At 66.8% G+C, this 7429-nt stretch carries 5 protein-coding genes; 4 read left to right on the top strand and 1 reads right to left on the bottom strand.

Translation table 11 applies throughout. From position 1 onward, the window contains the following. Nucleotides 1-394: 394 nt before the first annotated feature. Entirely contained in the window at nucleotides 395-2581 is a 2187-nt protein-coding gene (gene tkt, locus ACYVDG_RS26780; RefSeq protein ID WP_460759614.1) for a transketolase, read from the bottom strand. Nucleotides 2582-2719: 138 nt separating this feature from the next. On the opposite strand from tkt, the gene ACYVDG_RS26775 reads away from it, so the two are divergent. From ACYVDG_RS26775 to ACYVDG_RS26760, 4 genes are read left to right on the top strand one after another with little or no spacing between them, the layout of a single operon-like run. After that, a complete protein-coding gene (locus ACYVDG_RS26775) occupies nucleotides 2720-3895 on the top strand; it encodes a zinc-binding dehydrogenase (protein ID WP_460759611.1) in 1176 nt (391 codons plus the stop codon). Beyond that, nucleotides 3892-4656, top strand: a complete 765-nt coding sequence (locus ACYVDG_RS26770) for a DUF2291 family protein (protein WP_460759606.1) — start codon at nucleotides 3892-3894, stop codon at nucleotides 4654-4656. The genes ACYVDG_RS26775 and ACYVDG_RS26770 overlap by 4 nt, the downstream gene beginning before the upstream one ends. Then, nucleotides 4653-6263: a sugar ABC transporter ATP-binding protein gene (locus ACYVDG_RS26765; RefSeq protein WP_460759603.1), complete on the top strand. Its 1611-nt coding sequence runs from the start codon at nucleotides 4653-4655 to the stop codon at nucleotides 6261-6263. Before ACYVDG_RS26770 ends, ACYVDG_RS26765 begins: the two co-directional genes overlap by 4 nt. Beyond that, nucleotides 6260-7405 carry an ABC transporter permease gene (locus tag ACYVDG_RS26760; protein ID WP_460759600.1) on the top strand — a complete coding sequence of 382 codons (1146 nt, stop codon included), beginning with the start codon at nucleotides 6260-6262 and terminating at the stop codon, nucleotides 7403-7405. Before ACYVDG_RS26765 ends, ACYVDG_RS26760 begins: the two co-directional genes overlap by 4 nt. Nucleotides 7406-7429 lie beyond the last annotated feature (24 nt).

Below are 7429 nucleotides of genomic sequence, written 5' to 3'. Positions count from 1 at the left end.
GACAGGTCCAGGCCCGCACAGGGCTCGCGGTGCGCAACGTCATCAGGCAGCTGCGGCCTTTGCGCTCGGCGACCATAGCGATCAACGGCACCAACCAGACCTTCGCACCGGCTATCTCCACCGAGGATCAGGCCCTCCTCGACGCGGTCCAGGGGGTGTAACTCACGCACTAAGCGAATGAGCCAACTCAGGTGAAACGCTTCCCCATAGCGGTTGCTCCTTGCCGCGTAGAACGAAGATGCCGACTCTCAGCACCGTCCTCAGCTCGAGACAGCCGGGAACATATGTCAAGGACACATGTTCTGCACCTGTTCCGCCGGGCGCCGCCGCGATCGTCCACCGCGGCGGCGAGCACGGCACCGGGATCCAACCCGGCGCCGTGCGGCTCCACAAGCTACGGTGCGTCCGGGCCGTCGGCGGGCCCGGCCGCCTGGCCCGGCCGCGTGGCTCGGCCGGGGGCGGCACCGGTGCCGGACCGTGCGGCTTCGATCGAACTGCGTGCCGCCTGGGCGACCGCTTCTGCCGTGACGCCGAGCTTCTCGAATACGGTGGCGCAGTCCGCTGAGGCCCCGTAGTGCTCGATGCCGACGATGCGACCGGCATCGCCGGCGACGTCATGCCACCCGAATGGGACCCCCGCCTCGACGACCACCCGTGCGCGTACACGCGCAGGGATGACGTGGTCGCGGTAGGCGGCCGTCTGCCGCGCGAACCATTCGCGCGAGGGCATCGACACGACCCGGGCACCCACGCCCTCGGCGGCGAGAGCGGCGCGCGCCTCGACCGCTAGCTGCACCTCGGAGCCAGTGCCGATGATGAGTACGTCAGGGTCGTCCTCGGTGTCCAGCAGGATGTAGGCGCCGCGCGCCGTGTCCTCGGCTCCTTTGCACACACCGCCCGAAGCGTCGGCCGTGCCCCGTGCGAAGACGGGTACGTTCTGACGGCTCAGGGCCAGCGCGACGGGGCGGTCGCTCTGGCCGAGGGCGGTACGCCAGGCATGCACCGTTTCGTTGGCGTCGGCGGGCCGGACGACGTCGAGCCCGGGGACCGCCCGGAGGGCGGCGAGCTGTTCGATCGGCTGGTGCGTGGGGCCGTCCTCTCCGAGGCCGATCGAGTCGTGGGTCCAGACGTAGACCACGGGGAGCTCCTGCAGGGCGGCGAGCCGGACCGCGGGCCGCATGTAGTCGCTGAACATCAGGAACGTCCCCCCGTAGGGGCGGGTCGGGCCGTGTAGCGCGATGCCGTTGAGGATCGCCCCCATCGCGTGTTCGCGGACACCGAAGTGGAGTACACGGCCGTACCAGTGGCCCGTGAAGCTCTTGGTCGAGCGGTCCGGCGGCAGGAACGAGGTCTGGCCTTCGGGCGTGGTGTTGTTCGACCCGGCAAGATCGGCGGAGCCACCCCAGAGCTCGGGTAGCAGCGGCGCGAGGGCCGACAGCACTTCACCCGAGGCTTTGCGGGTCGCGATGCCCTTCTGGTCGGGGGCGAACTCAGGCAGCGCGTCGGTCCACCCGTCGGGCAGGCGGCGCGCGCGCAGGCGTTCACGCAGCTCGGCCGCCCCGGGATTGCGCTCGGCCCAACGTGCGAGCTGGTCGTTCCAAGCAGAGCGCGATGCGCGTCCCCGCTCGCGTGCTGTGCGGGTATGCGCGATGACGTCGTCGGCGACCGCGAAGTGCGCGGCGGGATCGAAACCGAGGACCTCCTTGGTCGCGCGGATTTCGTCCTCGCCGAGGGCGGCACCGTGCGCGGCGCCGGTGCCTTGCATCTTCGGTGCCGGCCAACCGATGACGGTGCGGAGCACGATGATGCTGGGGCGACGTGTTTCGGCCGCTGCGGCGCGGTAGGCCCGCCACAGGCCGTGGACATCCTCGCGGTAGCCGCCGTTCCCGCTCCAGTCGATCGTCTGTACGTGCCAGCCGTATGCGGCGTAGCGGGCGGCGACGTCCTCGCTGAAGGCCACGTCGACGTCGTCCTCGATCGAGATCCGGTTGTCGTCGTAGAGCACGGTGAGGTTGCCGAGCTCTTGGTGGCCCGCGATCGACGATGCCTCGGAGCTGACACCTTCCTGGATATCGCCGTCGGAGGCGATGACGTACACGGAGTGGTCGAAGGGGCTCGATCCCGTGGGGGCCTCCGGGTCGAGGAGCCCGCGTTCGCGGCGGGCCGCCATGGCCATCCCTACCGCGTTGGCCAGGCCTTGGCCGAGGGGGCCCGTGGTGACCTCGACCCCGGGCGTGTGACCGTACTCGGGATGCCCGGGGGTCTGGCTGCCCCAGGTCCGAAGTGCCTTGAGGTCCTCCAGAGCCATCGGATAACCGGCGAGGTACAGCTGCACGTACTGGGTCAGGCTCGTGTGTCCGCAGGAAAGAACGAAGCGGTCCCGGCCGCTCCATGCCTGATCCGCCGGGTCGTGGCGCATCAGCTTCTGGTACAGCAAGTACGCCACCGGCGCCAGGCTCATGGCGGTCCCGGGGTGACCGTTGCCGGCTCTCTGTACGGCGTCGGCTGCCAGGAGGCGAGCGGTGTCGACCGCCCGGTCGTCCAGCTCTGTCCACTCGAGACCGCGAGGGGATGTCGTCATAGCATGTACTCCAAAGAGGATGAACGAATGTGCTTGACACGTGTTCTGGACATTCTAGGATTGAAACCAGTGACATGCACCACCCGCGATCAGCGGATAGGAGTCCGCTCCACCGCACCTGGTTTGAGGAGTAACGCGATGAACACCACTCCCACCGCCTCTTCTGAGGCAGCGTCGGAGCAGATGCTTCCGTCCGAGATGCGAGCCGTCGTCGTTCATGGGCCCGGCGACTACAGGATCGAGCAGCGCCCCGTCCCGGTACCGGAAGCAGGGGAACTCGTGCTGAGGACCGACGCCGTCGGTGTGTGCGCTTCCGACCTGAAGTGCTACCACGGGGCCGAGAAGTTCTGGGGTGGCGAGTACAAGCAGGCGTGGGCCGAGACCAACCGCATCCCGGGCCACGAGTTCGTGGGCACAGTGGTCGCCGCCGGCGAAGGCGCCCTCGCGTCCCGAGGCGTCGAGCTGGGCGACCGGCTCGCGTGTGAGCAGATCGTGCCCTGCGGTGCATGCTTCTACTGCGGCCGTGGGATCTACTGGATGTGCGAACCCCACGACATGTTCGGGTTCAAGGGTTTCGACGGAGCCATGGCGGAGTACGTCCTCGTTCCGACCCGGGCGCTGGTCCATCCGGTTTCGTCCGCCCTGCCCGGACACTTCGCGGCTTTCTCCGAGCCGCTTTCGTGCGCGATGCACGCCGTGGAACGGGCCAACGTTCAGTTCGAGGACACCGTCGTCGTCGCCGGCGCCGGACCGATCGGGCTCTCCGCCATCGCGGGGGCGCGGCAGAAGAACCCGATGCGCATCATCGCCCTGGACATGGTCGACGCCAAACTCGAGCTCGCCCGGGACTGTGGTGCCGATCTGACCGTCAACATCACCACCGAGGACCCCGTTGCCCGCGTCAAGGAACTGACGGGCGGATACGGCGCCGACGTCTACATCGAGGCGACCGGGCACCCCTCAGCGGTGGCCCAGGGCATCAACCTGCTGCGCAAACTCGGCCGCTTCGTCGAATACTCCGTGTTCAACGAGAAGGTGTCGGTCGACTGGTCCATCATCTCCGATGACAAGGAGCTCGACGTACTCGGCGCCCACCTCGGTCCGCACTGCTGGCCCTCAGCGATCAAGCTGATCGAAGCCGGTGCGCTGCCCTTGGACCGCGTGTGCACCCATCAGTTCCCCCTCGAGCGCTTCCAGGACGCTCTGGACGCCGTCGCGGACTCCTCAGGAGAGTCCGTCAAAGTCTCGATCCTGCCCAACGGGCCCATCCCCGCAGGCACCGCCAACAACCTCGTCGGGGGTGTGCCGGCATGAGTGATACCTCCCAAGCGCCGGTATCCGCGCAGCAGGAGGCGGAGCGCGACAAGGGCGCCGGGAGCGGAGAAGGCACGCGGCCGACCTCCCCGGGGCCGCGGCGCAGAACCTCGCGGACGCGGCGCCGCGTCGTGATCGGTGCGCTCCTGACGGTCCTGGTGGTCGCGATGCTGGCGAACACCAGGTTCCTCACCCCGGCGGAGGTCGACGAACTGACCTCCGATGACTTCGATCCGGCGGTCACCGCCGATGAGCTCTTCGAGCAGGCACGGACCGAACTCCTCGCCGACCCGTCCGAGCTTGGCGCGGTGGCCGCGGCGCTGGCCGAGGATCCGGATGCTGCCGCTGATGAATTCGACGCAATGGAGCCGAGCGAAGAGACGACCGCCTTCGCCGTGACGGCGACGGGTGCTGTCGAAGAGGCGGACGACGAAACCCTGACGCTCGATATCGAAGACGTCGACACCGGCCAAACCGTCACCGTGCCCCTGGGCAACGCCTTGGACGGAGGCCTGATCCGCAACGTCACCGGCTACGAGTTCGGCGATGCTCCAGGGCAGACCGAATACCAGCAAGTCGGTAACGAACTGAGCGCGCTGATGCTGACCAACGTGCAGGAGGCGTTCGGTTCCGACACCGGCGCGGCGCAGGGAGAGCAGATCAGCATCGAAGGCATCCTCAGCTACGCCGGTTCCGATGCCGACGCGGCCGCGCAGCGCCCGCTCGTCATCCAGCCGCTGGACGTCGGAGCCGACTCATGAGTGCCGTCGTGCCGCCCCCTCCCGCAGCCGTGGCAGAGCGGTCCGCGCAGACCCGTTCGGGCGATGTCGTCCTGCGCGCGGTCGATATCAGCAAGACCTACGGGGTCACTCGTGCCCTCAAGGGCGTCAACTTCGACGTCAGCGCCGGAAAGGTCACGGTTCTCTTCGGTGAGAACGGTGCCGGCAAGTCGACGCTGATGAAGATCCTCTCCGGCGTCGAGCAACCGACCTCCGGGCACCTCGAGCTCGACGGGGAGAAGATCGAGATCTCTTCCACCACGGATGCCGTGGAGAAGGGCATCGCGATCATCCACCAGGAACTGAACCTGAATCCGAACCTCAAGGTCAGTGACAACATCTTCCTGGGGCGCGAGATCGCATCGGTCCGCGGAATCCACTACGCGGACCAGGACCGGGTGACACGGGAGCTGATGAAGCGGCTCGAGGAGCCGATTTCGCCCGACACTTTCGTGCAGGACCTGCGTGTAGGGCAACAGCAGATCGTGGAGATCGCCAGGGCCCTGTCCACCGACGCGCGCATCCTCATCATGGATGAGCCCACGTCCGCGCTGAGCGCGGCCGAGGTCGAAGTGCTGTTCAAGATCATCCGAGAACTGCAGCGCCAGGGCGTAGCCATCGTCTACATCTCCCACCACCTCGAGGAAGCGCTCGAGATCGCCGACTACGCGGTGGTTTTCCGCGACGGGGACCTGGTGGCCACCGAGGAGGCCTCAGCCGTCGACCTGGGCTGGGTCGTGCGCCAGATGGTGGGCCGTGAAGCGGATTACGACTTCCGCGATGAAACTCGTGAGCACGGGGAGGTCGCGCTCTCCGTCCAGGACGTGACGGTCGCCGACACAGTACGCGGCAAGTTCCCGGTCGACCATGTCTCACTGGACGTAAGAGAGGGAGAGATCGTCTGCCTCTTCGGTCTGATGGGCGCTGGAAGAACCGAGTTGATGGAAGCGCTCTGCGGACGGGACGAACTAGCGGGTGGCCGAGTGCTGCTCGCCGGACGCGACCTCGCGGGCCAGAACATCGCCGATCGCATCGACCTCGGTATGGGGCTCGTACCCGAAGACCGGCAGCGCGACGGGCTCATCCAGATGCAGACCGTCGGCAAGAACATGTCGCTCGCGAGCCTGAGCTCCTGGGTGCGGCGCGGATTCATCGCCGTGCGCGATGAGATGCAAGGCGTCAAGGACCAGATGAAGAGGATCGGGGTCAAAGCCGAAGGGCCCGAGACACCGATCACTGCCCTCTCCGGCGGGAACGCCCAGAAGGTCGTCATCGGCAAGCTGCTGATGTCCCAGCCGCAAGTCCTACTACTGGATGACCCCACACGTGGCGTCGACGTCGGAGCCAAGGGCGAGATCTTCTCGCTGTTGTTCTCCCAAGCAAAGAAGGGGCTCGCGGTCCTCTTCGTCACCTCCGACGTCGGCGAAGCGCTGAACGCCTCACACCGCATCGTCGTCATGGACCGCGGCCGGGTGGTCACAGAGTTCGACCCGCGCAACGCCACACGCGAAGAAGTGATGGCGGCCGCCGAAGGCAGCGGCGGTCAAGCAGCAGAGCCGGCCACGACAGAAGAAGGGGGACCACGATGAGCGCCGCGACCACGCCGGAAAAGACATCGGGCTCCAAGATCAACCTCGGCGCCTTCTTCATTGAAGCGCGCGCCCTCGTCGCGCTGGCGATCATCATCGTGATCTTCGCGTCGATGAGCGATACCTATCTCTCGGCCGGCAACCTCGTGACGGTCGCCAAGGATGTCGCCTTCAACGCCATCATCGCCCTCGGGATGCTGATGGTGATCCTCCACTCGGGCATCGACCTCTCCGTCGGTTCCACGGTCGGACTCACCGGTGCCGTGGCCGGCAACCTGTTCCAGGGGGTCCATCTGCCCCTGACCGACGCGGTCATGTATCCGTCAACCTGGGTGGTCATCGTGATCGCCGTCGCCGTCGGGATGTTCGTCGGCTGGGTCAACGGCTTGTTGATCGCCCGGCTGAACCTTGCTCCGTTCATCGTCACGCTGGGCATGCTCTACGTCGGTAGAGGCCTGACCCAGGTACTGCTCGGTGGCACCAACATCACCAATGAACTCCGGGGCCAAGAGGAGCTGGGCAACACGGGCTTCTTCGACGTCTTCGCCAGCAGCCCCCTGGGTGTGCCGATCTCCGCATGGGTGATGATCGCGTTGGCCGTCGCGTTCTCCATCCTTCTGACGCGCACCCCCTTCGGGCGCTGGCTGTACGCCATCGGCAGCAACGAGCGCGCTGCGGCGCTCTCCGGAGTACCCGTCACTCAGGTCAAGACCAGGGTGTACGTGCTCACCGGGCTGTGCGCGGGCATCGTCGGGATTCTGCAGATCGCGAATATCCGTTCATCGACTGCGGACCTCGGTCAGTTCTACGAGCTGAACGCCATCGCGGCAGTGGTCATCGGCGGCGCAGCCCTTTCCGGCGGCCGCGGAACGGTGCGCGGCACCATTATCGGCGCCTTCGTCATCGGATTCTTGACCAACGGGCTCGTGATCGTCGGTGTCTCGCCCTTCTGGCAGACCGTCATCACCGGTGCGGTCATCATCCTGGCTGTGGCTGTCGACCAGATCCAGCAGATCCTGCAGCGCCGACAGGCACAGGCGCGCGCCGCCGCCGAAGCCAGACGGGAATCCGAGAGGAGTCTCGCCGGGGCTGGCGCCGGGACCGGAGGCCGTGAGGGCCAGTCCCCGAAATCGACATCGTAGTTACCGTCGTTCGTTGCAAGAAGA

Source organism: Nocardiopsis oceani (assembly GCF_054777395.1).
The sequence above is the reverse complement of the archived record's forward strand: the minus strand, read 5'-3'. Positions and strand labels throughout refer to the sequence as shown.